21 protein-coding genes are annotated in these 24714 nt (G+C 70.4%); 9 read left to right on the plus strand and 12 right to left on the minus strand.

Features of this window, described 5'->3' with window-relative positions; all coding sequences use genetic code 11:
• Positions 1-18 precede the first annotated feature (18 nt).
• Positions 19-1500, minus strand: a complete 1482-nt coding sequence (locus tag AMYNI_RS0107140; RefSeq protein ID WP_020667306.1) for an amidohydrolase family protein — start codon at positions 1498-1500, stop codon at positions 19-21.
• 145 nt (positions 1501-1645) lie between these two features.
• Here AMYNI_RS0107140 and AMYNI_RS0107145 point away from each other — a divergent pair, with 145 nt between their 5' ends.
• The 3 genes from AMYNI_RS0107145 to AMYNI_RS0107155 all read left to right on the plus strand — a co-directional run bounded on the left by AMYNI_RS0107145 (position 1646) and on the right by AMYNI_RS0107155 (position 4487).
• Positions 1646-2044 carry a hypothetical protein gene (locus AMYNI_RS0107145; protein WP_157357277.1) on the plus strand — a complete coding sequence of 133 codons (399 nt, stop codon included), beginning with the start codon at positions 1646-1648 and terminating at the stop codon, positions 2042-2044.
• Between the two features lie 74 nt (positions 2045-2118).
• On the plus strand, positions 2119-3228 hold the full coding sequence (locus AMYNI_RS0107150; protein ID WP_020667308.1) for a PLP-dependent cysteine synthase family protein: 1110 nt from the start codon (positions 2119-2121) through the stop codon (positions 3226-3228).
• A complete protein-coding gene (locus AMYNI_RS0107155) occupies positions 3225-4487 on the plus strand; it encodes an MFS transporter (RefSeq protein ID WP_020667309.1) in 1263 nt (420 codons plus the stop codon). The genes AMYNI_RS0107150 and AMYNI_RS0107155 overlap by 4 nt, the downstream gene beginning before the upstream one ends.
• A gap of 66 nt (positions 4488-4553) precedes the next feature.
• On the opposite strand, the gene AMYNI_RS0107160 is transcribed toward AMYNI_RS0107155, so the two are convergent.
• The gene (locus AMYNI_RS0107160) at positions 4554-5447 is read right to left on the minus strand and encodes a TIGR03619 family F420-dependent LLM class oxidoreductase (RefSeq protein WP_020667310.1); all 894 of its coding nucleotides are present in this window, start codon (positions 5445-5447) and stop codon (positions 4554-4556) included.
• A 96-nt stretch (positions 5448-5543) separates the two neighbouring features.
• Positions 5544-5882, minus strand: a complete 339-nt coding sequence (locus tag AMYNI_RS0107165) for a winged helix-turn-helix transcriptional regulator (RefSeq protein WP_020667311.1) — start codon at positions 5880-5882, stop codon at positions 5544-5546.
• A 98-nt stretch (positions 5883-5980) separates the two neighbouring features.
• On the opposite strand from AMYNI_RS0107165, the gene AMYNI_RS0107170 reads away from it, so the two are divergent.
• On the plus strand, positions 5981-6808 hold the full coding sequence (locus tag AMYNI_RS0107170; protein WP_020667312.1) for an ArsR/SmtB family transcription factor: 828 nt from the start codon (positions 5981-5983) through the stop codon (positions 6806-6808).
• Between the two features lie 57 nt (positions 6809-6865).
• Positions 6866-7705, plus strand: a complete 840-nt coding sequence (locus tag AMYNI_RS0107175) for an isocitrate lyase/PEP mutase family protein (protein ID WP_020667313.1) — start codon at positions 6866-6868, stop codon at positions 7703-7705.
• A gap of 12 nt (positions 7706-7717) precedes the next feature.
• Here AMYNI_RS0107175 and AMYNI_RS0107180 read toward each other — a convergent pair whose 3' ends face one another.
• Positions 7718-8920 carry a YncE family protein gene (locus AMYNI_RS0107180; RefSeq protein ID WP_020667314.1) on the minus strand — a complete coding sequence of 401 codons (1203 nt, stop codon included), beginning with the start codon at positions 8918-8920 and terminating at the stop codon, positions 7718-7720.
• A 166-nt stretch (positions 8921-9086) separates the two neighbouring features.
• Between AMYNI_RS0107180 and AMYNI_RS0107185 the strand changes: the two genes are divergently transcribed.
• Positions 9087-10256: a PucR family transcriptional regulator gene (locus AMYNI_RS0107185; RefSeq protein WP_020667315.1), complete on the plus strand. Its 1170-nt coding sequence runs from the start codon at positions 9087-9089 to the stop codon at positions 10254-10256.
• Positions 10257-10387: 131 nt separating this feature from the next.
• Here the strand turns inward: AMYNI_RS0107185 and AMYNI_RS50670 are convergent, their stop codons facing one another.
• From AMYNI_RS50670 to AMYNI_RS0107210, 5 genes are all read right to left on the minus strand, one after another.
• Entirely contained in the window at positions 10388-12703 is a 2316-nt protein-coding gene (locus AMYNI_RS50670; RefSeq protein ID WP_342667754.1) for an SGNH/GDSL hydrolase family protein, read from the minus strand.
• A 79-nt stretch (positions 12704-12782) separates the two neighbouring features.
• Positions 12783-14747, minus strand: coding sequence for a beta-galactosidase (locus AMYNI_RS0107195; RefSeq protein WP_020667317.1), 1965 nt, complete (start codon positions 14745-14747; stop codon positions 12783-12785).
• Complete coding sequence (locus tag AMYNI_RS0107200) at positions 14744-15592, minus strand: carbohydrate ABC transporter permease (protein WP_020667318.1); 849 nt, start codon at positions 15590-15592, stop codon at positions 14744-14746. The genes AMYNI_RS0107195 and AMYNI_RS0107200 overlap by 4 nt, the downstream gene beginning before the upstream one ends.
• A complete protein-coding gene (locus AMYNI_RS0107205; RefSeq protein ID WP_026360143.1) occupies positions 15589-16482 on the minus strand; it encodes a carbohydrate ABC transporter permease in 894 nt (297 codons plus the stop codon). Before AMYNI_RS0107205 ends, AMYNI_RS0107200 begins: the two co-directional genes overlap by 4 nt.
• A gap of 6 nt (positions 16483-16488) precedes the next feature.
• Positions 16489-17817 (minus strand): ABC transporter substrate-binding protein, encoded by a 1329-nt coding sequence (locus tag AMYNI_RS0107210; protein ID WP_051116281.1) that lies wholly within the window; start codon positions 17815-17817, stop codon positions 16489-16491.
• Positions 17818-18010: 193 nt separating this feature from the next.
• Here AMYNI_RS0107210 and AMYNI_RS0107215 point away from each other — a divergent pair, with 193 nt between their 5' ends.
• The 3 genes from AMYNI_RS0107215 to AMYNI_RS43895 all read left to right on the plus strand — a co-directional run bounded on the left by AMYNI_RS0107215 (position 18011) and on the right by AMYNI_RS43895 (position 21977).
• Complete coding sequence (locus AMYNI_RS0107215; RefSeq protein WP_020667321.1) at positions 18011-19888, plus strand: sialidase family protein; 1878 nt, start codon at positions 18011-18013, stop codon at positions 19886-19888.
• Between the two features lie 51 nt (positions 19889-19939).
• Complete coding sequence (locus tag AMYNI_RS0107220) at positions 19940-20668, plus strand: FadR/GntR family transcriptional regulator (RefSeq protein ID WP_020667322.1); 729 nt, start codon at positions 19940-19942, stop codon at positions 20666-20668.
• 103 nt (positions 20669-20771) lie between these two features.
• Positions 20772-21977, plus strand: coding sequence for a serine hydrolase domain-containing protein (locus tag AMYNI_RS43895; protein ID WP_245573889.1), 1206 nt, complete (start codon positions 20772-20774; stop codon positions 21975-21977).
• A 69-nt stretch (positions 21978-22046) separates the two neighbouring features.
• Here AMYNI_RS43895 and AMYNI_RS47085 read toward each other — a convergent pair whose 3' ends face one another.
• The 3 genes from AMYNI_RS47085 to AMYNI_RS0107240 all read right to left on the minus strand — a co-directional run bounded on the left by AMYNI_RS47085 (position 22047) and on the right by AMYNI_RS0107240 (position 24683).
• Positions 22047-22805, minus strand: a complete 759-nt coding sequence (locus tag AMYNI_RS47085; protein ID WP_020667324.1) for a DUF2637 domain-containing protein — start codon at positions 22803-22805, stop codon at positions 22047-22049.
• 53 nt (positions 22806-22858) lie between these two features.
• Positions 22859-23428 carry a TetR/AcrR family transcriptional regulator gene (locus tag AMYNI_RS43905; protein WP_020667325.1) on the minus strand — a complete coding sequence of 190 codons (570 nt, stop codon included), beginning with the start codon at positions 23426-23428 and terminating at the stop codon, positions 22859-22861.
• 61 nt (positions 23429-23489) lie between these two features.
• Positions 23490-24683: a serine hydrolase domain-containing protein gene (locus AMYNI_RS0107240; protein ID WP_020667326.1), complete on the minus strand. Its 1194-nt coding sequence runs from the start codon at positions 24681-24683 to the stop codon at positions 23490-23492.
• Positions 24684-24714 lie beyond the last annotated feature (31 nt).

Consider the following 24714-nt stretch of genomic DNA (forward strand, 5'->3'; position numbering starts at 1 on the left):
CGCCCACCCCCACGAAAGTCAACCTTCCCCGGCGGCCTGTTCGATCGCGGCGAAGATCCGCCGCCGCTCCGGCGGACCGAGGTAGCGACCGCCCGCGACCACCGCGTGGATCCGGCGGCTGTTGCGGATATCGGCCAGCGGGTCGGCGTCGAGCACCACCAGATCGGCGCGCCCGCCGGCGGTGACCGTGCCCGCCCCCGGCTCCTGCCAGGCGCAGCGCGCGGCGTCCATGGTCGCCGCCTGCAACGCGCGCAGCGGGGAGAGCCCGGCGCGCACCAGCAGTTCCAGCTCGTCGTGCAGGGCGATGCCGGGGAACACGAAGGCGTAGCCGCTGTCCGTGCCGGTGCCGAGATTCGCGCCGGCCGCGGCGAGGTCTCCGACCAGTTCGAGCTTGGCCTCGAAGTACGCCCGCTCCTGTGCGGCTCGTTCCGGCGACCACGGCGGCCAGGCCCGCGCGATCGCCAGCCACTGCTCGCGGACCGGCCGGGGCAGGTAACGCTCCATCAGCTCCCGCAGCCGCGGGTCGTCGGGCAACTGCGCGGGCGGGCGGGAGAAGGTGCTCTCGACGGCGAGCGTGGGCACGTGCCAGGTGCCGCGGGCGAGCATCCGCCCGGCGAGCTCGCGCGCGCATCGCGGGCTGTAGGTGGCAACCGCCTCGCGTTCCAGGAACGGCACCCGCGCGCCCCACCAGCCCGGGTCCGCCGGATCCCCCGACATGGCCGCGATCTGCCGGTACAGCTCCGGCATCCGGGAGGACGTGGCCAGGTGCAGGCCATACATATGCTCGATGGAGTGCTGCCCGCGGTCGGCCACCTCCTGCACCGAGAACAGGGAAGGGTTGTGGCCGGCGAAAGGTATCCCCTGCCGCTTCGCCTCTTCCGCGACGGCCAGGTACCCCTCGCGCTCGAAGAACGAATAGACCTTGACGAAATCCGCCCGCTCCAGCCTCGCCTGGCGCACCGCCGCCCGTGCTTCGGCCGGGGTGGTGACCCGCGTGCTGCCCGGCACCCGCGAGTTCGGGCCGTCGATGATGTTGCTCGCGATCACCATCCGCGGCCCGTCGAGTGCACCGCTCTCGATCCGGCTCCGTACCTCGTGGGTGGCCGGAAACCCTTGCATCTCCCGGATTCCGGTGACCCCGTGCACCAGATGCATCGGTGGGAAGGTGCGTTCGAGCGTGCTCTCGTGCGCGTGCAGGTCCCACAGCCCGGGGATGACGAACCTGCCGGTCAGGTCCAGCACGCGCACCCCGGCCATCGCCGGTGTCTCCGGCGGCCGTCCCACCGCGAGGATCCGGTCACCGGAGAGCACCACGGTGGTGTCCGGCCGCGGTGGTGCGCCCGTCCCGTCGATCACCGTCGCGTGCGTCAGCACGGTGACCCCGGTGAGCCCGGCCGCGGCCGTCCGACCACCGGAAAGCACCGTCGCCCCGAACACGCCACTCCCGAACACGCCACTGCCGAGCCACGCCAGGAAGGCACGCCGGTCGAATTCGCCCATCGCTCCAGAATGGCCATTCGCGTCAGTGCGCACCAGCATCACCGGCGCCGCCAGGGTGAAACTCGCCACCCGCCTCGTAACCGGGCCCCGCCGTCGGTATGTTGGGGTAACTGTGAGAGGTCAACCGCGGGCGCAGCGTGTGCGCGTGCTCGGCCATCTCCTCGGCGCCTGCGGCCTGCTGGCCGTCTTCCTGTTGCTGCACGCACTGCCCTGCGGCGACGCGCACGCCCACGCCGCATCGCCCGATTCCACGGTGTCTGATTCTCCGGTGTCCCACCAGGTTCCCCCCGACAGCGGCCATCCCTTCGACCATCACTGCGAAGACGGCGGTCTGCCGCACGAGTCGGCCCATCCGCAGTGCATGACGCCCCCGCGCACGGCGGACGGAGACGGTGCCGCGTTTGCCGCGTTGCTCCTGCTGCTGAGCGTCATCGGGCCGGCCGGTGGGCTGGCCAGGTACCGGCCTCCCGTGCGCCGGCGCACGACCGGGCCACCACGGCGTGGCCGGGACGTGCTGTGCGAGCTCTGCGTTCTGCGGCGGTGATCGGCCCCGCGGCCGCGGTCTGACCGTGGCCGTCCGGCCCGAGCCTTTCACCACTCACAGAACGGAAATCACCGATGCTTTCGCATGAACTCAACCCTGCCCGGGTGGTGCCGTCGCCGCGGGCCACCGCGGGGCACACCGCCGGCTCGGTCGGCAACACCCCGGTCGTCTGGGTCGACACGCCCTTCACCGCCGACGGCAAGGGATTCTGGGCCAAACTGGAGGGGCACAACCCTGGCGGGATGAAGGACCGCCCGGCGCTGCACATGGTCGCCCGCGCCAAAGAACGCGGCGAACTCCGCCGGGGCGGGCTGATCGTGGAGTCGACCAGCGGCACGCTCGGGCTCGGCCTGGCACTGGCCGGCATCGTGCACGGGCATCCGGTCGCGCTGGTCGGCGACCCCGGCATGGAGCCGATCGTGCACCGGCTCCTGCTCGCCTACGGGACCAGCGTGCACCTCGTGGACCGGCCGCATCCCACCGGCGGCTGGCAGGAGGCGCGGCGGCAGCGGGTCGCCGAACTGCTCGACGGCAACCCCGGTTCCTTCTGCCCCGACCAGTACCACAACCCGGACAACGTGGCCGCCTACGAACCCTTGGCCGCCGAGCTGGTCGCGCAGCTGGGCAGGGTGGACGTGCTGGTCTGCACGGTCGGCACCGGCGGGCACTCCGCCGGGGTGTCCCGTGCGCTGCGCCGGTTCTTCCCGGACCTGCGGCTGGTCGGCGTGGACACCACCGGCTCGACGATCTTCGGTCAACCGGCCCGCAGCAGGCTGATGCGCGGCCTCGGCTCCAGCATCTATCCGCGCAACGTGGACTACGCCGCCTTCGACGAGGTGCACTGGGTCAGCGCCGCCGAGTCGGTGCACACCTGCCGGACACTGGCCGCGGCCCAGTACGCCTCGGGCGGCTGGAGCGTGGGCGCGGTCGCGCTGGTGTCCGGCTGGCTGGCCCGCACCCTGCCCGCCGGCACCAGGATCGCGGCGATCTTCCCGGACGGGCCGCAGCGGTATTTCGACACCGTCTACAACGACCAGTACTGCGCCGAGCACGGACTGCTCGACGCGGCGCCCGCGGCCGAACCGGACGTCGTCGGGCATCCGGCCGAGCGCGAGGTGCACCGGTGGACCAGGTGCGCGAACGTGGTCGTCCCGGACGGCGCCCTCGCCGGGGGTGGCCGATGAGCGTGCTGAGCCAGTTCCGGTCCTTCGACCGGCCGGTGCGGCTGCTGGCGGTCAACCAGTTCACCATCAACCTCGGCTTCTACATGCTGATGCCCTATCTGGCCGCGCACCTGTCGCTGGGGCTCGGCCTGGCGGGCTGGCTGGTCGGGCTGATCCTCGGCGTGCGCAACTTCTCCCAGCAGGGCATGTTCCTGCTCGGCGGGGCGCTGGCCGACCGGTTCGGCTACAAACCGCTGATCGTGGCGGGCTGCGCGTTGCGCACCGCCGGGTTCGCCATGCTCGGCCTTGTCGACTCGGTGCCGTCGCTGGTGATCGCCTCGGCCGCCACCGGTTTCGCCGGCGCGTTGTTCAACCCCGCGGTCCGCGCCTACGTGGCACGGGACGCTGGTGAGCGCCGGGTGGAGGCGTTCGCGCTGTTCAACGTGTTCTACCAGTCGGGCATCCTGCTCGGGCCGCTGATCGGGCTGGCACTGACCGGGATCGCCTTCCGGCTGACCTGCCTGGTGGCGGCCGTGGTGTTCGCCGTGCTGACCGTGCTGCAGCTCCGCTCGCTGCCTTCGAGGGCCGCTAGCACACCAGCCGGTCAGTCCCTTGTAGACGGATGGCGGGTGGCGCTGGGCAACCGGCGTTTCCTGGCCTTCTCGGGCACCATGATCGGCTCGTACGTGCTGTCGTTCCAGGTGTACCTGGCGCTGCCGCTGGAAACCCGGCGGCTGGCACCGTCGGCCGCCGTGGGCACGGTCGCGGTCGGGGTGCTGTTCGCGGTGTCCGGGCTGATCGCGATCGCCGGCCAGCTCAAGGTCACCGCGTGGTGCCGGGCAAGGTGGAGCCACGGCCGCTGCCTCACCACCGGGCTCGCACTGATGGGGCTGGCGCTGGCGGTACCGGCGCTGACCGCGTCCATGCCGACCGCGGGGCCGCTCGGCTTTCTCCCGCTGCTGCTGTCGGTCGCCCTGCTCACCCTGGGCACGGTGGTGGTCTTCCCGTTCGAAATGGACACCATCGTCTCGCTCGCCGGCGACCGGCTGGTGGCCACGCACTACGGGTTGTACAACACGATCTGCGGGATCGGGATCGCGGCGGGCAACCTGCTCACCGGCGCCGCACTCGACCTCGCCCGTGCCGCCGGGGTGCCGTGGGCGCCCTGGCTGGTGCTGGCACTGATCGGCGCGGCGTGCGCGTCCGGGGTGCACCTGCTCGGCCGCTCCGGACGGCTCGAGCCCCGCCCGGCACCGGCCGCCGCAACCGGTCGTCGATAAATCCGACAAGGGCCCAACGTGACGTTTGGCTCGTTCTACTGGCCGAACGTCACGTTGGGTTCGTACCTAGAAGCTGCCCAGGACGGTGCCCGCCATCTCCAGGGCGTGGTCGACGTCCCTGGCCAGGAACATCAGGTCGACCAGGACGTGCCGCACATCCGCCTCGTCCTCCGCGCGCCGGATGGCCGTGATGATGTCCTCAACGGTCGCCGTCGCCTTCGGGTAGACGCGCAGGATGAGGTCAAGCTCGGCCGGGTCCCGGCCCTCCTCCTCGGCCATCCGCCGGATCTGGTTCATCGGCGCGGTGATGGCCGCGTCCGGGTCGATCTCCCCCGGGAACTGGACCACCGGCAGCCAGCCGTCGGCCCGCCGGGCTACCCGCCGCATGGCCGCGGGCGAGAAACCGGCGAGGTAGATCGGCGGCCGCGGGCGCTGGACCGGCTTGAGCTCGGCGTGCGTGGCGGGCACGGTCCAGTACTTACCGTGGAACTCGGCCGGGCTGACCGTCCAGAGCTGCTCGAGCGCGTCGAGACCTTCGTCGAGGCGGCGGCCGCGCTCCTTCATCGGGATACCGGCGGCCTGGAACTCCTCCGGCGACCAGCCGCTGCCGAAACCGGCCACCAGCCGTCCGCCGCTGATCGCGTCGATGGTGGTGAGGGAACGCGCGAGCATGGCCGGCGGGTACCACGGCGCGTTGAGCACATTGCTGCCCAGCAGCGGGGTTTCGGTCACCGTGGCCGCGATGGTGAGCGCCGCGAAGGGGTCGATGATCGAGTTGAACTCCTCGGGAATGGTGTCGCCGCCGCCATAGCCGACGGTGGGCTCGACCGGTGCCAGCAGCCGGTCGGCGACCCACAGGCTGGCCGCCCCCAATGCTTCCGCCTCGCGGGCGAACCGGGCGACACCCGTTGGCTGCCTGGCCAGGTTGCCCAGCTGCGGAAGGCTGAATCCGATGCGCATATGGCGATCTCCCCCGTCAAAGGTTATTTGATTCACGAAGTCTCTTCTAAAAACGAAGTACCTGGACGCTAACAGGTTGAGCCCTCAACAACAAGCTCAGTCGGACAGGTTCTCCGCCGCCCAGGTGCTGAGCTCGCGCAACGCGGGCAGCAGCGCCGAGCCGGCCGGGGTCAGCGCGTACAGCACCGCGACCGGCGGCCCCTCGTCGACCGTGCGCCGCACCAGCCCGGCCTTGCACAGTTCACTGAGCCGTTCCGACAGCACCGAGTCGCTGATCCCGGCCACCGCGCGCTTCAGCTCGGAGTAGCCGGCCGGCCCGGAGAGCAAGGTCGCCAGCAGCACGCCGTTCCAACGCTTGCCGAGAAAGCTGAACGCCCTGGTCAACGCCGCGCCACAGGCCCGCGGTTCGTGCTCCCCGGCAGCGTCCTTCGGCATACCCGACACCCTAACCCGGAGCCAACGGTTGACATGCAGCCGTTTGGCTGCCTAATCTACAGGCAGCCAAACGGCTGCATATCGGTGAAGGGATTCGCGTGGATGAGGTGTTCAAGGCGCTGGCCGATGTCAGCCGCCGCCGGTTGCTGGACAGCCTGAACGCCCGCAACGGGCAGAGCCTGCGGGAGCTGTGCGCCGGGCTGGACATGGCCCGGCAGTCGGTGAGCAAGCACCTGGCCGTGCTGGAGGCCGCCAACCTGGTGACCACCGTGCGGCACGGCCGGGAGAAGTTGCACCACCTCAACGCCGAACCGATCAACGCCATCGCCGAGCGCTGGATCAACCAGTACGACCGAGCACGAGTGCACGCACTCGCCGACCTGAAAAAGGCATTGGAGTCCGTCCCGATGAGTAACACCGACAACACCGCAGGGCCCGAGTTCGTCTACACCACCTACATCAACACCACCCCGAAGCAGCTCTGGCAGGCACTCACCGAACCCGCCTTCACCAGGCGCTACTGGGGAACCGAGTTCGAGTCGGACTGGCAGGTCGGCTCGCCGTTGCTGTGGCAGGAGGGCGACCAGAGCCCGCAGGACCTCGGCCAGGTCGTGCTGGAATCCGACCCGTACCGCCGGCTTTCCTACAGCTGGCACAACTACCAACCCATGCACGCGAAGCACTTCGGCTGGAGTGAAGCGGAGCTGGCTGAGCTGGTGAAGGAGAAGCTGAGCAAGGTGACCTTCGACATCGAAGAGCACGGCTCGGTCGTCCGGCTCACCGTCACCCACGACGGTTTCGAGGCGGAGACCAAGATGTACCAGGCGGTCAGCGGCAAGCTCGAAGGCAGTGGCGGCTGGCCGGAGCTGCTCGCCGGGCTGAAGACCTTGCTGGAGACCGGCGACCCGTTGCCCGAGCCCAGCTGAAGGTAGGTGTCGCAAACCTGCCAGACATCGGCGATGCGAGCTGCTGGACTTGCCGCCATGACGAGCACCCACCACGACCGTGCCCTGCGTTTCCGTGCCCTGCACCGGAAAGGCGACCCGCTGGTGTTGCCCAACGCCTGGGACGTGGCCGGCGCCCGCATCGCCGAGGCCGCCGGCGCGTCGGCGATCGCGACCACCAGCGCCGGAGTCGCCTGGAGCCTGGGCGCCCGCGACGGCGGCGGGCTCGGTCGTGACCGCGCGCTGGAGGTGGTGGCCGGGATCTGCGCCGCGACGGGCATCCCGGTCACCGCCGACCTCGAAAGCGGCTACGCCGCGAGCCCCGGCGAAGTCGGCGACACCACCACGCGGGTGCTGGAATGCGGGGTCGTGGGCGTCAACCTGGAGGACGCCGATCGGTCCGGGGCCGCGCCGCTGCGCCCGGCCGGAGAGCAGGGCGAACGGTTCTCAGCCGCCCGCCAAGCCGCCGACCGGGCCGGGATTCCGCTGTATATCAACGCGAGGATCGACACCTACCTGGTCGCCGGTGGCGCCGGGGACCAGGCCGCCCTGCTGGCGGACACCATCGACCGAGCAGCCGGCTACCTCGAAGCCGGCGCCGACGGGATCTTCGTGCCCGGCGTCGTCGATCCTCCGACGGTGTCCGCATTGGCCGAAGCCGTGGCCGCGCCGCTGAACATCATGGCGGGCCCCGGTGCGCCTTCGGTCGCGGAACTCGCCGCGCTCGGCGTCGCCAGGATCAGCATCGGCTCGGCGATCGCGCAGGCCGCCTACGCCCTCTTCCGGCGCGCCACCAAGGAACTGCTCGATGACGGCAGCTACCGGACGCTGGCCGAACCGCTCGACTACGGCGAGCTGAACGCGCTGTTCCGCGGCTGACCGGCCGGCCGGTCAGCGGGTCAGCACCGCCACCGGCAGCGCATAGCCGCGGATGCGCTGCGGGTGGTCGCCGACCGGGATCCTGGCCACTTCCCGCGCGTCGTCGAAGGACACCACCGACACGTCGTCGCTGTCCGCGTTGGCCAGGAAGCAGTAGCGGCCGGCCAGGTCGGCGGACGCCCAGTACGGCTTCTTCCCGGTCGGCACGATGCGGTCGGTGGTCAGCGCCGGCATCGACAGGATGGCCGCGTAGTCGGAGATCGTGCCCGCGTCGCAGAGTTTCGTACCCGCGGCGTTGACAGCGAGGCCGTGATGCGCGGAGTCCAGCGGGTAGTCCTCGCGCTTCAGCTGCTGCGCCTTTTCGCTGAGCGGCAGGTGCACCGAACGCGTGATGCGCCCCTCGGCGAGGTCGTACTCGACCAGGCCGTTGAAGAAGGACAGCTGCGTGTACAACTTGGTCTCGTCGGGCAGCACGACGAACGGCCGGATCCCGGCGCCGAGGTCGAGCGACCGGCGCACGGTCTTCGACGCGGCGTCGATGATGGTCAGCCTGCGCTTGCCCTTGAGCAGGTCGAGCGCCGGATCGTCCGGGGCGATCACGTTGCCGATACTGCCGTTGTAGATCGTCCGCCCGTCCCGCGAGTAGCGGTTCTCGTGCGGGAAGTCGGCCGTCGGCGTGGAGCCGGTGACCGCGCCGGTGGCGGTGTCCAGATAGTTCACCACGTTCGCGGTGGTCGCCGAGACGGTCAGCGTCCGGCCGTCCGGGGCCAGCGCCATGTGGTCGGACCGGTAACCCGACACGCGCTGGAACCACTGCTGGGCGCCGGTCGCGATGTCGAAGGCGGAAACGTCGCCGAGGCTGGGCCGCGAGACGTAGAGGGTCCGGCCGTCCGGGGAGACCGCAATGTCGTCGACGAGCTGGTCGTGTCCCTCGCCCGCGGTGTTGCGCACGGTCAGGTAGGCGATGTACTGATCCGGGGTCATCCCGGCGATCCGGTCCCGCAGGTCGGGCACCACGTTGACGCGCTGGTACCGGCCGAACCCGGCGGCGTCGACGAGGTCGACCGTGCCGTCCCAGTTGTTGCCGACCAGCATCACGTCCGTGCGCTGCTCCGCCGTCGCGGCGCCGGCACTCGCGCTGACCAGTGCCGCCGCCAGCACCGCCGCCAGGATCGTCGTCATCGCGCGGCGGAGCCGCACACCCTTGGTCCGCATCCCTTGTCTCCTTTGACGCCAACGCAGTGCGTCAAAGGTGTCGCGTGGGTGAGCACGCGGTCAACGAACTTCGGGTCCGGTGAGCACCCGGTTCATCACACAGTGACAAGCGGGCCGTTGGCGAGGGTAGATTGTCCGGAATCGACGACCACGGACTGGGGAATCGATGGGGCGAGCCGAGCGGGCCACGGTGCGAGCGGAGCTGACCCCGAACCTGTCCGAGGCCGGTCGGCAACTGGTCGCCACGGTGGTCGAGACCATCCCCGCCTACCGGTCGCTCGATCCGGCGCAGCTGGCCGAAGTCAGCGCGATCGCCGCCTGGACCTTCGGCCTGGTACTGGACTCCTGGGTGCAGGATACTCCGCTGGAGCCGCGGGACCTGCACCGTTTCCGGGGCATCGGCGCGGCAAGGGCGGCCGACGGCAGGCCGCTCGCGGCCGTGCTGCGCGCCTACCGGGTGGCCACCGGCACGGCCACCGAGTTGATCATGGAACACGGCCGGGACCGGCTGGAGATCGAAGATGTACTGGACCTGACCCGGCTGTGGACCGTGGTGCTGGACGAACTGTCCGAAGCGTTGTTCACCAGCTACACCGCCACCAGCGCACGGCTCAGCGGCGACCGCGACCGGGCCGTGCAGGCGCTGTTCGACGACCTGGTCGCCGGCCGCCGCACCTCGCACGGCGCGCTCGCCGACCGGTGCCACCAGCTCGGCGTCACCCTGCCGACCAGCCCGGCCCTGCTGCTGGCGCAGCCGCTGGACCCGGCATCGGCGGCGACCGCGGCCGATGCCGGCTCGCTGTTCGCCGGGCTGGCCGGCCCGGTGCTGGTCACCACCCGCGGTCGCCGGGCCGTGCTGCTGACACCGCCGCCGTCTCGTGCCGCGCTCGCGGCAGCGCTGGACGGGCGCGGCTGGTGCGGCTGCCTGAACGAAAACAGCCAGATCGACGAGCTGCCGGCCGCCCACCGGCTGGCCGCGGACGCGCTGGACGCCGCGCCGCCGCACGCCTACCGGGTGAACAGGCTGCTCACCGACGGCGACGCGCATACCCTCGCACTGCTCAACGCCCGGCCAACCGCGCACCCGCCGTCGGTCGTGCGCGCCGTGCTCGGCAGCCTCACCGAGCCGCGGCACGAGCACCTGATCGACGGCCTCGGCGCTTTCCTCGCCACCGGCTCGGCCACCGAGGCTGCCCGGTCGCTGCACCTGCATCCGCAGACCCTGCGCTACCGGCTGCGCCGGGTCCGCGAACTGACCGGCCGCGACCCGCGCGACCCGTGGGACCGGCTGGTCCTCGACATCGCCCGCCACCTCGCGGTCATCCCCACCGGCTGACTCACCCCACCGCGAGTCCCACCTTCCAACACCGCGAGTTCCACCTTCCAGCAGCGCGAGTTCCACCCCTGAAGTACTTGCACACGCCTGGTAGCGCGTTTAGCACGCTAACTGCACTTCAGGGCGGTGGGCTAGGTGAGCAGGCGCAGGTCGATCGACTCGCCCATCGCGCGGTAGCCGGCGTCGGACGGGTGCAGGTGGTCGCCCGAGTCGTAGTCCGGCCGGATGCGCTGCGGGTCGGCCGGGTCGCGGACCACCTCGTCGAAGTCGAGCACGCCGTCGAAAACGCCGCTGGTGCGGATGAACTCGTTGGCCGCCAGCCGGACCGACTCCCGCTGCCCGGTGTAGGAACGCCAGCCCTTGAACGGGGTGATGGTCGCGCCGACCACGCGGAGGCCGTTGCCCCTCGCCTGCGCCGCGATCTGTCCGAGCGCGGCGGTCAGCCGGGTGGCGTCCGGCAGGTCGAGGTTGCCGATGTCGTTGATCCCGGCCAGCACGACCACGGTGCGCGCGCCGGTGGCGGTCGTGACGTCCCGGTCGAGCCTGGCGAGCGCGTTGGGACCGCCGATGCCGCCGGGCGCGCTGTCGTCGAGCACCCGGTTGCCGCTGATGCCGGCGTTGAGCACACCGAGCCTGGTCGGTCCCGGCCGGTCCTTCAGCCGGTCGGCCAGCACGTCCGGCCAGCGCCGGTTGGTGTTCGGCGTCGACTTGTCCCCGTCGGTGATCGAGTCGCCGAAGGCCACCACCGTGCCGCCGGCCGCGACGGCGCGCACCTCCACCCCGGTGACGTAGTGCCAGGCAGTGGTCGGAGTGCCGAAGGCCGCGCCCGACTCGGCGGCCGTGTGGTCGCCGCCGGTGCTGATGAAGGAGGTCTGGTATGCCCGCGGGTGCGTGCTCACCGGCCCGGACGGCTCCGGGGTGTAGGTGCTGACCAGCAGGTCGCCGTCCTCGGGCACGCCGAGCCGAACCGGGTCGCTGAGCACCTCAGCGCCGGGCGGGATGGTGATCGACGGGGAACCGCCGAACCGCAGCTCCCGCATGGTGCCGGGGACCGCGTCCGGCGCATCCGGCCTGGCGGCGACCGCGACCGTGACGCGGCCCATCAGCACCGGCACCCGGCCGAGCGCGTTGGACAGCCGGACCCGCGCCTCGGTGCCACCGACGCTGGTGTGCACGAGGTTGCGGATGGAGCGGTCCGGCATCCCGTGCTCGGTGGCGGTGTTCGCCATGGTGGTCTGCCAGCTGCCGGTCCACCGATCCCCGCGGCCGGGCAGCAGCAACTCCCACAGCCGCACCGCACCGGCCATCGCGCGGTACCCGGCGTCGGACGGGTGCAGATGATCACCCGAGTCGTACTCCGGCCGCAGCCGCTGCGGGACGGCCGGGTCGCGCAATGCCGCGTCGAAGTCGACCACCGAGTCGAAGGCGCCGCCGGTGCGGATGAACTCGTTCACCGCCAGCCGCACGCCCTCCAGTTCCTCGGTGTAGTTGCTCGATCCGCCGAACGGGGTGAGCGTGCCGCCGAGCACCCGCAGCCCTTTCGCCCTGGTCTGCTCGGCGATCTGCTTCAGCGCGGCGATGATGCCGGACGGCTCGTGGTGCTGCGGCTGCCCGCCGATGTCGTTGATGCCCAGCAGCACCACCACCGAGCGGGCACCGGTCGCGGTCAGCACGTCGCGGTCCAGCCTGGACAGCGCGTTCGGGTTCCAGGTGTCGCTGAGCAGCCGGTTCGAGCTGATCCCGGCGTTCAGCACGCCGAGGCCGGGCAGCCGCGCGGCGAGCAGGTCCGGCCAGCGGGAGTTGGCGTTCAGGGTGGAGGCGTTGCCGTCGGTGATCGAATCGCCGAGCAGCACCACCGAGCCCGGCGCCGGCCCGCCGCGCACGTCCACCCCGCTGACGTAGTGCCACGACGTGGTCCGCCCGGTGAACGCGGCACCGGACTCGTCGGCCGCGTGGTCGCCGCCCGTGCCGAGGAACGAGGTCTGGTTGGCCACCTGGTGGTAGGTCACCGGCCCGGACGGTTCCGGGGTGAACACGGTGACCAGCAGGTCACCCCGCTCGGGCACCCGGAACCGCAGCGGATCGCTGAGCGCCTCCGCGCCGGCCGGGATGGTGACCGAGGGGGCACCACCGAAGGTCAGCGCCCGCATCGTGCCGGGCACCGCGTCCGGCGAATCCGGCGCCACCGCGAGCGCGACCGTGACGTGGCCCATCCGCACGGCCGCCTTGCCGAACACATTGGACAGCCTGACCCGGACTTCCGAGCCGCCGGCGCTGGTGTGCACCAGGTTCCGGATCGAATGGTCCGGCAGTCCGTGCTCGGTATCCGGAGCGGTGCCGGACATGGCCGTCTGCCAGCTGCCGGTCCAGTTCCCGCCCGTAGTCACTTCTTCGGCCGCGGTCGCCCCCGTCGCCGACCCGAGTACCAGCAGAGTTGCCAAAGCCACCGCACGGAACACCTTTACCTCCCAGCACACCAGGTCAGCGGTCGTGAGTGAAAAGTGTTGCCCCAGCAACACTTTTCACTCACGACGTCGCTGGGGAAATGTGGACGTCGCGGGCGGCGAGTGGCACCTCGCCGGACGGGGTCCGCACGGTCAGTTCGAAGTCGTTGTGGTTCAACAGGAACAGCCACCTGGTGCCGTCCGCCGAGTGGCGCACGGTGGCCTCGACCCCGGCCGGCGCGCCCGGCAGCGCGGGCTCGACCCCGGCCGCTTCGCAGGCCATGGCCAGGATCGCGGCCATGCTCGCCGGGTCCGGCCGCGTGCCGAGGTAGTAGGCCACGCCGTCGCCGAACCGGTGCCGGGTGACCGCGGGCCGCCCGGCCAGCTCGCCCTCGGCGAAGGTTTGCAGCACCTCCGCCCCCTCGGTGTTGATCCATTCCGACCAGATGGTGCCGGATCCGCCGGAGAGCCCGATCGTGCCGCCCTCGGGCAGCGGGCAGAACTCCTCCACGGTCAGGCCGAGCAGTTCGCGGAACGGCGCCGGGTAGCCGCCGAGGTGCACCCGGTCGCAGCCGTCCACGATGCCGGAGAAGAACGACATCACCAGCTGCCCGCCACCCCGCACGTACTCCACGAGCCGTTCGGCAACCTCGGTTTCCACCAGGTACAGGTTCGGCACCACGAGCAGCCGGTAGCGGCTCAGGTCGGCGCTCGGCGGCACCACGTCGGCCGAAACGCCCGCTTCCCACAACGGCCGGTAGTGGCTGAGGTTGGCCTCCCGCAGGGTCAGGTCGGCGACCGGGTGCGCGTTGCTCTCCAGCGCCCAGCCGTTCGGCCAGTCCATCAGCAGCGCCGTTTCGGCCTCCATGCCGGAGCCGAGCACCCCGCCCAGCCCGGCCAGTTCCGCGCCGAGTTCGGCGACCTCCCGGAACACCCGGTTGTCCGCACCGCCGTGCGACACCATCGCCGAGTGGAACCGTTCGGCACCGCCCTGGGACTGCCGCCACTGGAAGAACATCACCGCGTCCGCGCCCCTGGCCACCGCCTGGTGGCTCCACAGCCGCATCTGCCCCGGCGCCTTGGCCGCGTTGCGCGGCCGCCAGTTCACCGCGCTCGGCGCCTGTTCCAGCAGCAGCCACGGTTTTCCGCCACCGAGCGAGCGCATCAGGTCGTAGGTGAACGCCGCTTCGATGTGCGAGTGCTCGTCGTGCGGGTCGGGATAGGAGTCGTAGGAGATCACGTCCTGGTGCCCGGCCCATGCCGCGTTGTCCACCCGGTGCCAGGCGCCGACGAAGTTCGTGGTCACCGGCACCGCCGGGGTCAGCTCCCGGATGATCTCCTTCTCCATCAGGAAGCACTCCAGCAGCGCGTCCGAGGAGAACCGCCGGAAGTCCAGCTGCTGCGCGGGATTCGGGAAGGTTGGCGCGGTCCGCGGCGGGAAGACCTCGGCGAAGTCGCTGTAGCGCTGCGACCAGAAGGCGGTGGACCACGCCTCGTTGAGCGCCTCGACCGAACCGTACCGCTCGTTCAGCCAGGTCCGGAACGCCTCCGCCGAAGTGGCGCAGTAGCACATCGGCACGTGGCAGCCGTACTCGTTCCCGATGTGCCACAGCGCCAGCGCCGGATGTTCCCGGTACCGCGTCACCAGCTGCCGCACCAGCCTGCCGGCGTGCTCGCGGTAGGCCGGGCTGGACGGGCAGAAGTGCTGTCGCGCACCGGGCCAGAGCACGGTGCCGTCCGCGCGTTCGGGCAGTGTCCCCGGATGCAGCCGCGCCAGCCACGGTGGCGGGGACGCGGTCATGGTCGCCAGGCAGACGCCGATATCGGCCCCGGCCAGCAGGTCCATCGCCCGGTCGAACCAGCCGAAGTCGTACTCGCCCGGCCGCGGCTCCACATTGGCCCAGGAGAAGATGCCCAGGGTCACCATGCTGACCCCGGCCCGCTTCATCAGCTCGATGTCCTCCGGCCACACGTCTTCCGGCCACTGCTCGGGGTTGTAGTCCGCGCCGAACCCGAATCGGCCCAGCCTGGGCTGCACGAGATTCACCCCTTCACGCTCCCTTCGGTCAGCCCGGTGCGCCAGAATCGTTGCAACGCGGCGATGGCGATCATCAACGGGATGACGGCGACGAAGGTGCCGCCCACCGTCATCTGGTAAAGGTCGGGCTGCCGCTCGGCGAACGAGTGCCATGACGTCAGGCCGAGGGTGATCGGGTACAGCTTCGGGTCCGACAGCATGATCAGCGGCAGGAAGTAGTTGTGCCAGATCGCGACGAACTGGAACATGAACACGGTGACCAGCGCGGGCGTCAGGATCCGCAGCACCACCCCGAAGAACACCCGCAGCTCGCTCGCCCCGTCGATCCTGGCCGCCTCCAGCAGCTCGTCCGGCACCGACGCCTCGGCGTAGATCCGGATCAGGTAGACGCCGAACGGGCTGACCAGGCTGGGCAGCAGCACCGCCGCGTAGGTGTTGTCCAGGTCGGCCTTGCTCAGCATCAGGTACAGCGGCAGTGCCAGCGCAGTGGCGGGCACCAGCACCCCGCCCAGCACCACGTTGAACACCGCTTCCCTGCCCCGGAAGTCGAACTTGGCCAGCGCGTAGCCGGCCGCGGCGGCCAGCAGCGTCGCGAAGGTCGCGCCGACTCCGGCGTACAGCACGGTGTTGAGCACCCAGCGCAGGTAGATGCCGTTGTCGTAGCTGAACACGTTCCGCAGGTTGGTCAGCAGCTGCGGCCGGTGGAACCACAGCCCGGAGGAGCCGAACATGTCCCCCGTGGTCTTGGTGGCGGCCACGATCAGCCAGTAGACCGGCAGCAGGAAGTAGACCGCGAAGACCGCGCTGACACCGATCACCAGCACCCGGGACGCCGGGGAGGTCTGTCCCTTCACCGCTTGCCCCCACGCCCGACCACATGCAGGAACCCGAAGGACAGCACGAAAGCACCCAAGGCCAGTAGTACCGCCTCCGCGGCCGCGAGGCCGTAGTTGTTGTTCTGGAACGCCTCGGTGTAGGCGGACAGGTTGGGGGTGTAGTCCACCCCGATCGCGGCGGTCAGCGGCCGCAGCACCTTGGGCTCGGCGAACAGCTGCAGGGTGCCGATGATGGTGAACACCGTGGTGAGCACGATCGCCGGCCGGATCAGCGGCAGCTTGATGTGCCAGATCACCTGCCACGGCCGCGCACCGTCCACAATGGCCGCTTCGTACAGCTCACCGGGGATCGACTTGAGCTGCGCGACGATCACCAGCATGTTGTAGCCGGCGAAGGCCCAGGTGACGATGTTCGCGATGGACCACAGCACGGCACCGGAGGAGAGCGGGTCCACCTCCAGGCCGAGTGCCGAGGTCAGGTCGATCAGCGGGCTCATCCCCGGCACGTATAGGAAGCCCCACAGGATCGTGGCGATCACTCCGGGCACCCCGTACGGCAGGAAGTACGCCGCGCGGAAGAACGACGGCCACTTCGCCGACGCGGCGTCCAGCAGCAGGGCCAGCACGATCGCCAGCAGGATCATCACCGGCACCTGCACCACCGCGAACAGCAGTACCCGGCCGAGACTTTCCACGAACCCGGTGGAGCCCAGCGCGGCCCCGAAGTTGTCCAGTCCGGCGAACACCGTCTTGGACCCGCCGAGGCCGAAAGCGCCGGTGCGCTTGGTGGTCAGCAGGCTCTGGTAGATCGCGTACCCGATCGGCGCGAGGAAGAAGACCGCGAAGAACACACCGAACGGCGCGAGGAACAGCCAGGGCACCATGGCGCGCCGGCGCTTGGCAGGCATCCGTGCTCAGCCCCCCACCTTGACCTGCAGGCCCTTGGTCTGCAGGTCGGCCACGGTCTTGTCCTGCACCACGCGCAGCGCGTCGGCGAGGGTGCCGCCGCCCGAGATCGACTCCTGCACCGCGGACTTGAGGTGGTCGAAGGTGGCCACGCTGGTCGGGTTCCACTTCCAGTTCTTGTCCACGTTGCGGTCCGCCTCGGCGAACACCTCGTTGATCTTCTGCCCGCCGAAGAACGGATATTCCTTCGCCTGCGCGGGACCGTCCGCGGCCTGCTGCGACGCGGGCCAGCCGGCGCCGCCGTCCATCAGCAGCCGCACGCTCTCCGGGTCGGAGTTCAGCCAGACCGCGAACTCCATCGCCTCCTTGGGGTACTTCGCACCCTTGAGCACCGCGGACGAGGAGCCGCCCCAGTTGGCCGACGCCCTGGCGCCGGCGTCCCACTGCGGCATGTAGGCGACCCGCCACTTGCCCGAGGTGTCCGGCGCGTTACCGGCCATGATCGCGTCACCCCACTGCGGGCCGACCCAGGCGGCGATCTTGCCGTCCTGCAGGTCGGCGTACCACGGGCCCTGCTGGGTCGGCTGCACCTTCACCAGGTCGTCTTTCACCATCCGGTCCCAGTAGTCGGCAACCTTCCTGGTCTGCGGGTTGCCCATGTCGACGGTCCAGGTGTCGCCTTCGGTGCCGAACCAGTGCGCGCCCGCCTGCCAGGACAGCGAGGTGAACCAACCGGCGTCGGTGGGCGGGAACGAGGTGAGGTACGCGGACGGGTCGGCGGCACGGACCTTGCGCGCGGCCTGCTCGAACTCGGCCCAGGTCGCGGGCGGGGTGATGCCCCACTTCTCGAACAGGTCGCTGCGGTAGTAGAGGGCCATCGGGCCGGAGGCCTGCGGGATCGCGTAGACGCCTTCGCCGAAGGAGCCCTGTCCCCACTGCCAGTCCACGAACTTGCTCTTGTGCTCTTCCACGCCGTACGGCTTGAGGTCGGTCAGGCCGTCGGACAGCAGGAAGTTCGGGATCGCCTGGTACTCGACCTGTGCGATGTCCGGCGGGGTGCCGGCCTGGATGGCGGAGAACATCTTCGGGTAGCCGCCCTGGCCGCCGGCCGGGATCTTCTCCAGCTTGACCTGCACCTCGGGGTTGCGCTGGTTCCACAGGTCCACCGACTTGCTCGCGCCGGGCACCCAGGACCAGAAGGTCATGGTGATCTTCTCGCCGGGTTTGCGGGCCGGTGCCGCCCCCGGCTCGTCGCCGCTGCCGCAGGCGGTGCCCACCAGAGCGAGAACTACCAGCAGGGGCAACAGGATTCGGGGGAAAGAGCCGTGACGCGCCATTGGGTTCCAACCTCTCTTCCCAGCATGACATTGGACGTCAGACGTAGGATGACCAGCGACCGTAGCCGGAGGTCCGCGGTCGCGCAAGAGTCTTGTCAGCGGAAGCCTGGGGTCGTAATGTCCGACATCCCATGTCCTACGTCGATCATGGTGAACGATCGATCCGTCGCTGTCGAGGGTGGAGACGAAACCCATGAAAAGAGCGATTGCCGGTTCCCTGCTGACCGGGCTGGTGCTGGCGGCGGGCGTCGTCCCGGCGCGGTCCCAGCCCGCCGAGAACCTCGCCAAGCCCGCGCCCGCGTTCACCGAAGAGCTCCTGTTCAAAGCGGGCACCGACGGCTACAGCTGCTTCCGGATCCCGGCGATCGTGCGCGCCAAGGACGGCGCGCTGCTCGCCTTCGCCGAAGGCCGGGTGAAGGACTGCGGCGACGACGGCAACATCGACCTGGTGCTCAAGCGGTCCGCCGACGGCGGGCGGACCTGGGGCCCGGTGCAGGTGGTGGCCAGGGGTGACGGCGACACCAGGGGCAACCCCTCGCCGATCGTGGACGAGCGCACCGGCCGGGTGGTGCTGCTGACCACGTTCAACCCCGGGGACAACGACCACGACCGGCGCCCGTTCGTGCAGTACAGCGACGACAGCGGGGCGAGCTGGACAGCGCCGCGCGAGCTCAGCGCACAGATCAGCCGCCCGGAGTGGAACCGGTGGTACGCCACCGGCCCGATGCACGGCATCCAGCTGCGCCGCGGCCCGCACGCCGGGCGGCTTGTAGTCGGCGTCAACCACGAGACCGTGGACGGCACCCGCGGCATCTACGGCGCCGCGCTCGTCTACAGCGACGACGGCGGCACCACCTGGCAGATCGGCGCGGATGTCGAAAGCGACGACAACACCGTGAAGCCGCAGGAGATGAGCGTGGTCGAGCTGACCGACGGGCGGCTGTACGTGGCCGCGCGGGACCAGAACGGCACCGACCACGGCCACCGCGCCTTCGCCACCAGCGGCGACGGCGGCCAGAGCTACCAGGCGCCGTTCGCCACCATTCCGGAGCTCACTGCGCCGATCATCCAGGCATCCACCCTCCGGCTGCACGCGCGCGACCAGGGCGACCGCACGAACCGCATCCTGTTCTCGTCGCCGGCGCATCCCGCGTCGCGTGAGGCGATGACGGTCCGTTCGTCCACCGACGAGGGCCGCAGCTGGGAAAGCTGGCAGCGGGGCAAGGTGATCTCCTACGACTTCGCCGCCTATTCCGACCTGGTGCAGCTCGGCGACTCGGAGATCGGGCTGCTCTACGAAGCGGGCACGCGTAGTGCGTACGAAGCCATTCGCTGGGCCAGGTTCAACGAGTCCTATTTGGACTCCCCCAATCCGCCGGCGCCGGGAACTGGTCCCGCGCCCGCACCCGGCCCGGTCACCCCGGACGAGTCCGGCAGGCGCAACACCGCCTACGTCCGCGGCGGCGCGCAGCTCGGCGAAGGCCGCTACGGCAAGGCGATGACCCTCGACGGGGTGGACGACCAGGTTCGGCTGCCGTTCACCCGTTCGCTGGACCTCGGCGCCGACGACTTCACCCTGACCGCCTGGGTCCGCTACGGCGAGCGGACCGGTTCGCAGGTACTGCTGTGGGGCTACCGGATCGGCGAGGGACCGACCCCTGGCATCTGGCTGCGCGCGGAGCCGGAGAGCAACCGGATCCGCGGCTTCCTCGGCACCGACGGCGGCACGGCCACGGTGTCCTCCACCGGCGCGTACAACGACCAGCAGTGGCACCACGTGGCGCTACGCCGGGCGGGTGATCTGTTCTCCCTGTACATCGACGGCGCGCATGTCGCGTCGACGACCGCGCAGACCGGATCCGCGACCACCGGCAAGGAGTTCCGGATCGACGGCTTTTCCGTTGGCGCCAGGCTGGACGGCGCGCAGCCGCTGCGGGGCGCGGTGGACGAGGTCCGGGTCTACCGGCGGGCGTTGAGCGCGCCGGAGCTGGCGGTGGTGCACAACGCCAACGCCACACCGGCGGGTAACCTCGAGCTGCGGCTGCCGATGGAACGGATCGGGCCGAGGTAGATTCGAGTCCTTATTGGACGTCCCACGTCGGGCTAGTTCGGGGAGGCCACCATGTCCGAGGAACGCCATCCGGCCCGGCTGACCACCAGGATGGGCAGGGCGATCCGGGACGAGATCACCGGACTGATCCTGGACCGCGGGCTGCAACCGGGCGACCCCCTGCCGACCGAGACCGAACTGGTCGAGGCGCTGGGGGTCAGCCGGAACTCCATCCGGGAGGCGCTCAAGGCACTGCAGGCGCTGGACATCGTGGAGATCCGGCACGGCCACGGCACCTACGTCGGCCGGCTTTCGCTCGACCCGCTCGCCGACGGGCTGACCTTCCGGGTGCTGCACGGCCTCGGCAACGACCTGCGCTCGATGGACGAGATCCTCGAGGTCAGGGAGGCGCTGGAGGCGGCGCTGATCCACCGGGTCGCCTCGGCGGTGCCCGAGCAGGACCTGGCCGCGCTGGACGAGGTGACCCGCCGGATGAGCGCACGGGCGAAGGCGGGCGAGACCTTCGCCGACGAGGACCGCGAGTTCCACGAACTGCTGTACCGCTCGCTGGACAACGCACTGGTCACCCAGCTGCTCCGGGCGTTCTGGGACGTCTACCACCGGGTGAACCACCGGCTCGGCGTCACCGACCCTGATCCGGTGGAAACCGTGAAACGGCACCGCGCCATCGTCAACGCACTGCGCAAGCGCGATGTGACCCGCGCGGAAAAGGCGATGGCCGAGCATTTCCGCAACCTCGACGTCCGAATGGCCCAGCTCTCCCGCCGTCGTCTCGGCTGAACAGGTGTAGTCCGCTACACCAGATTTACTGCAGTCAGCGCCCTGCGACCGCATCCCCCATCCCGATAACCTGCAGTTGTCCATTCAGGGGAAGGGGATCTTGGTGAGTACAGGTATTCGCAGATTCGGCACCGCGGTGCTGACGGCCGCGTTGGTCACCGGATTGACCGCCACCACGGCCACCGCCGCGCCGGAACGCACCGAACTGCGGCAGGCGATGAACGAGCTGGTCACCGCCGGGGGCGCCGGGGTGCAGGTGCGCGTGCACGACGGGCAGGGAAACTGGGCCGGCAGCGCCGGAACGCGGGAGCTCGGCGGGCACGCCAAGGTGCCGACCGACGGGCGCTACCGGGTCGGCAGCATCACGAAGACCTTCGTCTCCACGGTGATCCTGCAGCTGGTCGGCGAGGGCAAGGTCGAACTGGACAAGCCGGTCGATCAGTACCTGCCGCGGTTCGGCCTGGATCGCCGCATCACCGTGCGGATGATCCTGCAGCACACCAGCGGGCTGTTCAACTACACCGGGGAGGTCAACCCGGACGGCTCGCTCGACCCGGGAATTCCGTTGGACGGCCAGGAGTTCATCGACAAGCGGTTCCACACCTACCAGCCGGAGGAGCTGGTCGGGGTGGCGCTGGCCAAGCCGCCGAGGTTCGAGCCCGGCACCAGCTGGTCCTACTCCAACACCAACTACGTGCTGGCCGGACTGCTCGTGGAGCAGCTCACCGGCACCGACTACACCGAACAGCTGAGCCGCCGCATCCTGCACCCGCTCGGCCTGCGGGACACCTCCTTCCCCGGCACCAGGCCCGGGATCCCCGGCCCGCACGCGCACGGCTACTACGCCTACTCGGTCGAAGGCGAGCGCAAGCTCGTGGACATCACCAAGCTCAACCCGTCCTGGGCGACCTCGGCCGGGGAGATCATCTCCACCACCAAGGACCTGGACCGGTTCATCACCGGCCTGCTCGGCGGCAAGCTCCTCAGCCCGCCGCTGCTCGCCGAAATGCTCAAGATGGCCCCGGCCGGCGAACTCGGCGCGTACGGCCTCGGCGTGCAGAAAATGGAAACCGGCTGCGGTGAGCCGGTCTACGGGCACACCGGCGGAATCCACGGCTACCAGTCCTTCCTGTTCAGCACTCTCGACGGCACCAACCGCCTGGAGATCTCGCTGACCCAGGGCGACGTGGACACCAGCGACCCGGCCGCCGCCGAGAAGTACTACCGGGCGGCGGAAAAGGTCGCCGTCGTAGCAGCTTGCGGCAAGACCCCGCCAGTCGCGCAGCGGCAACTCGTCGACCTGCGCTAGCCGGGCACACCGGCGAGTCCCACACTCGCGGGGCGCGAGTCCCACGTTCGCGCCCCGCGAGTTCTGCGTTCAGGCAGTGGGAGTTCTGCGTTCGTGCTGGAGGCTGCGGGCTTGGCGCATGAGCAGCTCGTAGGCCAGAAGCAGGGCCAGTGGCGGCCAGGCGGCGACTATCCGGCCTTCCCAGGTCGGCTCTGCGGCCGCGATGTTCGCGGCCAGCGACGCGGCGATGCCGAGCACCAGGGAACACCAGGCGAGCGCACCACCGCTCTGGCCCTGACGGCGGCGGACGAGCATCGACATGGACGCGGCGATGATCAGTCCGTCCACCGCGAGCGGCAGCAGCCAGGCACGCCACTGTTCACCGGCGCGGTGGGCCAGCTCGTACATGTGCGCGTAGCTGACCACGGCGGCGACCAGTGCGACCACCGCGACCGCGGCCACCGTCGTGCGCTGGACGGCCACGCTCACGCCGGGCGGCAGCTCCGCCCTGGCCGGCGCGGCCACCGCACGCACCGCCGGCACCGGCGGCGGCTCGGGAGCCGACGGCCGCGGCTCGGCGGCGGCCCTGGTTTCGGTGGCGACGGTCGAGACCGGCGCCGAGGGCTCGTCCTGCCATTCGGGTTTCGGCGACGGTTCGTCCTGGGCACGGACCTCGGCGATCCGGTCCCGGCCCCAGCGGTCGCTGCGCGAGAACATCTCCCCCAGTGCCCTGCCGGACAGCGGCATCTCCGCGGCGACGCTCTGCCGATAAGTTTCCCGCGCCTGCACCCGGGCTTCCTCCCGGCTCTGTTCCCGGCGATCGTTGAACGTGTCCACCTCGGCCGTCATGGGCGACACCCTCTCAGGCACCCCCGACAGAACCGCGGGACGGACGCCGCGGGTCACCCGGCGGTGTCCGGCTCCAGCCCCAGGACCATGGCCGCGCCGCGGAACAACTCCTCGCGCAGCTCGTCCCCCGGCACGTCGGTGAAGTAGCTGATCGGGTCGGTGGCCGCGGCCAGTGCCTGCGCCGCCCGCAGCCGCCCGCGCCAGTCCGGGTCGGGGCCGGCCAGCAGCGTGGTGGCCCGTTCCATGATGGTCAGCACCCTGGACATGAGCTGGGTGGTCTCCTCGCCGTAGACCGACGCATCCCTGAGCAGCAGCACCATCACATCGCGGTGGGTGACCATGACATCGATGCATCCGCGGAGCACCCGATGCCGGACCTCGACCACTTCCGCCTCGACCCCGGTGTCCTCCACGGTGGCGGCCAGCTGGTCGACCGGACCGGCGAGCAGGCTCTCCAGAATCTCGGTCTTGCTGCGGAAATGGTGGTACAGCGAAGGTTTGGTGATCCCGACGCGCTCGGCGATCTCCCGCATCGAAGCCGCCCGGTAGGTGTGCGCGCTGAACAGGTCCCTGGCCGTGTCCAGGATCCGCTCACGCGTGCCGCCTGTCTCCTGCCGGCTCAACGGCGCCCTCTCCTTCGGTCCGGATCTCGGCCGCCATCCTACCGAGAGGTAGGCGACCTCCTCAGCCCGTTCGGCCAGGCAGGCTGCCGTACACCGCTTCGACCAAAGTGGACACCCGGAAGTCGTTGCCCTCCAGCAGTTCCGAGCCGCGGTTGGGCGTGTAACCGAAGGCGAGCTCGTGCTCCGGATCGGCGAAGGCGAACGAGCCGGTGGCGCCACCGTGCCCGAACGCCCCGGCGGGCAGAGCAGCCGGCACGAACGGGCCTCCGGGCAGCATGAAGCCGAGACCCCAGTCGGTGCGGAGGTCGAGCACCCGGTCCAGCCCGGTCGAATGCACGCGGCGGGCCTGGTCGACCAGCTCGGGGCCGAGCAGCCGGATGCCGTCCACCTCGCCGATCAGCGCGCCGAAGAACCGGGCGAGCCCGACGGCACTGGCCACCCCGTCCGTGGACGGCGCCTCCACTCGCACGTACGCCGGGTCGTTCACCGACTCCCAGCCGATCAGGAAACTGCCGTAGAAAGCGCGGTAGGTCAGCGAGTCCGGGTCTTCGAGCTTCTTGTACAGCCCTCGCATCTCGGGCAGCTGGGAACCGAGCACCACGTCTCCGGCGACCTCGGGCATGACCAGCTTGGCCAGCCGGGGCAGTTCGGCTTCCGGCAGCCCGACGAAGCAGTCCAGCCCCAGCGGGCCGGCTATCTCGGTGGCGAAGAACGGCCCGACGGTCCGCCCGGTGACCCGCTGGATCACCGCGCTGAGCGTGTGCCCGATGGTCACCCCGTGGTAGCCGTGCGCGGTGCCCGGCTCCCATTCGGGTCGGGCGGCCGCGATGGCCTCGAAGATCGGCGTCCCGGCCGCCAAGTCCTGGTAGGTCATCGGGCGGTGGGCCAGGCTGACCACGCCGGACCGGTGGCTGAGCAGCATCCGCACGGTGATCGACGCCTTGCCCTCGGCCGCGAACTCCGGCCAGTAGGCGGCGATGGGCGTGTCCAGGTCCAGCATGCCGCGCTCGACCAGCAGCAACGCGGACACCACGGCCATCGTCTTGGTGGTCGACGCGATGGCGACCAGGGTGTCCGGCCGCCACGGTGTGCCGGCATCGGGATCGGCGAGCCCGCCCGACAGCTCCACCACCACCCGGCCGCGGTGGCGCACCGCCAGGCCCGCTCCCACTTCCGCCTGCTCGGCGAAGTTGCGCTCGAAGGCCGCCTGCACCGCTTCGAACCCGGCTTCGACGAAACCGTTGATATCTGCCATGAAATTCTCCCTACCTATCGGTCGGTCGGTT

It is taken from the genome of Amycolatopsis nigrescens CSC17Ta-90 (assembly GCF_000384315.1).
Taxonomy (GTDB): Bacteria; Actinomycetota; Actinomycetes; order Mycobacteriales; family Pseudonocardiaceae; genus Amycolatopsis; species Amycolatopsis nigrescens.

Bases quoted from the DNA above. Each gene is read 5' to 3' on its own strand.
- AMYNI_RS0107210 (WP_051116281.1), bottom strand. From the start codon at position 17,817: ATGGCGCGTCACGGCTCTTTCCCCCGAATCCTGTTGCCCCTGCTGGTA.
- AMYNI_RS0107140 (WP_020667306.1), bottom strand. From the start codon at position 1,500: ATGGGCGAATTCGACCGGCGTGCCTTCCTGGCGTGGCTCGGCAGTGGC.
- AMYNI_RS0107150 (WP_020667308.1), top strand. From the start codon at position 2,119: ATGCTTTCGCATGAACTCAACCCTGCCCGGGTGGTGCCGTCGCCGCGG.
- AMYNI_RS0107180 (WP_020667314.1), bottom strand. From the start codon at position 8,920: ATGCGGACCAAGGGTGTGCGGCTCCGCCGCGCGATGACGACGATCCTG.
- AMYNI_RS0107165 (WP_020667311.1), bottom strand. From the start codon at position 5,882: ATGCCGAAGGACGCTGCCGGGGAGCACGAACCGCGGGCCTGTGGCGCG.
- AMYNI_RS47085 (WP_020667324.1), bottom strand. From the start codon at position 22,805: ATGACGGCCGAGGTGGACACGTTCAACGATCGCCGGGAACAGAGCCGG.
- AMYNI_RS0107155 (WP_020667309.1), top strand. From the start codon at position 3,225: ATGAGCGTGCTGAGCCAGTTCCGGTCCTTCGACCGGCCGGTGCGGCTG.
- AMYNI_RS0107175 (WP_020667313.1), top strand. From the start codon at position 6,866: ATGACGAGCACCCACCACGACCGTGCCCTGCGTTTCCGTGCCCTGCAC.
- AMYNI_RS0107220 (WP_020667322.1), top strand. From the start codon at position 19,940: ATGTCCGAGGAACGCCATCCGGCCCGGCTGACCACCAGGATGGGCAGG.
- AMYNI_RS0107160 (WP_020667310.1), bottom strand. From the start codon at position 5,447: ATGCGCATCGGATTCAGCCTTCCGCAGCTGGGCAACCTGGCCAGGCAG.
- AMYNI_RS0107240 (WP_020667326.1), bottom strand. From the start codon at position 24,683: ATGGCAGATATCAACGGTTTCGTCGAAGCCGGGTTCGAAGCGGTGCAG.
- AMYNI_RS0107185 (WP_020667315.1), top strand. From the start codon at position 9,087: ATGGGGCGAGCCGAGCGGGCCACGGTGCGAGCGGAGCTGACCCCGAAC.
- AMYNI_RS0107205 (WP_026360143.1), bottom strand. From the start codon at position 16,482: ATGCCTGCCAAGCGCCGGCGCGCCATGGTGCCCTGGCTGTTCCTCGCG.
- AMYNI_RS0107215 (WP_020667321.1), top strand. From the start codon at position 18,011: ATGAAAAGAGCGATTGCCGGTTCCCTGCTGACCGGGCTGGTGCTGGCG.